Source organism: Polaromonas sp., from assembly GCF_030682935.1.
Classification (GTDB): Bacteria; Pseudomonadota; Gammaproteobacteria; order Burkholderiales; family Burkholderiaceae_C; genus Polaromonas.
On sequence record NZ_JAUXNA010000029.1, the window covers coordinates 1 to 1,492 of the forward strand.

The window sequence follows — 1,492 nt, forward strand, 5'->3', positions numbered from 1 at the left end:
CTGACCGGCGGTTTTGGTGTGGGCACGGTCACCATGCCTGGCCTGGGCTTGGTGGTGGGCGGCCCGGCGATCAACCCGGTGCCGCGCCGCAACATCACGGCCAACGTGCAGGCCGCTGCGGCTGAACTGCTGGAAGAAACCGGTTTTGAAGTCTGCATTTCGGTGCCGCAAGGCGTTGAGATGGCCAAGAAAACCCTGAACGCCCGGCTCGGCATCCTGGGCGGCATCTCCATTCTGGGCACCACCGGCATTGTCAAGCCTTACTCCACCGCTGCCTACCGCGCCAGCGTGGTGCAGGGCGTGCAGGTGGCGGGCACGCTGGGCCACGGCATCGTGGTGCTGACCACAGGCGGGCGCACCGAAAAATTTGTCATGCAGGAAATGCCCCATCTACCCGAACCGGCGTTTGTACAGATGGGCGACTTTTTGCGCTACGCCATGGGCGCGGCGGTGAAGGCGGGTTTGAAGCAGGTGGTGATTGGCGGCATGGTCGGCAAACTCACCAAGATTGCGCAGGGCGAGACCATCACCCACGCCGGACGCGCCGAGGTCGATACCGGTTTGCTGGCCGACATTGCGGCCAGCTTGGGCGCTGCGTCAGACGTCTGCGATGCCATTCGCCAGAACGAAACCGCGCGTTATGCCGGTGAACGCATGGATGCGCTGGGCCTGGGCAAGGCCTTTCACACGGCACTGGCGCAGCGGGTGATTCAAACCCTGCGCACGCGTTACCCCGATCAGTTTGATTTGAAAGTGCTGGTCTGCGACTTTGATGGTCGCAAGATAGCGGAGGCCCCTTGAATTCTGAAACGATAAACCTGATTGAAAAATGCCGGATCATCGGCGTGCTCGACGACGGCGTCGACAGCCTGGGCCGCACGGCGCTGGCGCACCTGCAGCAGGCGCAACTGGTGATAGGCGGCACGCGCACCTTGCAACTGTTTGCCGAACATATTGACCCGGCAGCCCGGCAACGCGACCTGACCGGTGCGCTGTCGCAAGTGCCCGAGTGGATTCGCGCCGCGCAGGCTGCGGGCCAGCGCGTGGTGGTGCTGGCCACCGGCGACCCGCTGTGCCACGGCATTGCCGCCTACCTGGCCTCGCGCCTGTGCATTGAGGCGATTGAGGTCATCCCCAATGTCTCGACGCTGCAACTGGCCTGCGCGCGGCTGGGCCTGCCGTGGCAGGAGATGAAGTTTTCATCGGTCCACAGCAAGGATGCGGGCGACTGGGTGGCTGGGTCTGACCCCAGCCACGGCCTGTACGCGCTGTTAAGGGACATTCGCCAGCATGACCGTTTGGCGATTCTGACCAGCCCGGACAACACCCCCGACCGCATCGCCCGCATGCTGGTGACGGAAGGCCTGGCTGATGATTTCGAGATGGCCGTGGCCGAGCGCCTGTGCCAGCCCGAGGAGCGCATCGTCAGCGGCATCAGCATTCAGGCCGCCATGCAAATACCGTTTGCCGACCCCAATGTGGTGCTGCTGTG

The 1,492-nt window shown here is 63.9% G+C and carries 2 protein-coding genes; both read left to right on the forward strand.

What is annotated here, in order from left to right:
* Positions 1-801, forward strand: an 801-nt coding sequence (locus tag Q8K05_RS01020; protein ID WP_305244694.1) for a cobalt-precorrin-5B (C(1))-methyltransferase, incomplete at its 5' end; no start/stop codon positions are given.
* On the forward strand, positions 798-1,492 hold a 695-nt coding region (gene cbiE / locus Q8K05_RS01025), incomplete at its 3' end, for a precorrin-6y C5,15-methyltransferase (decarboxylating) subunit CbiE (protein WP_305244695.1). The genes Q8K05_RS01020 and cbiE, both read left to right, overlap by 4 nt.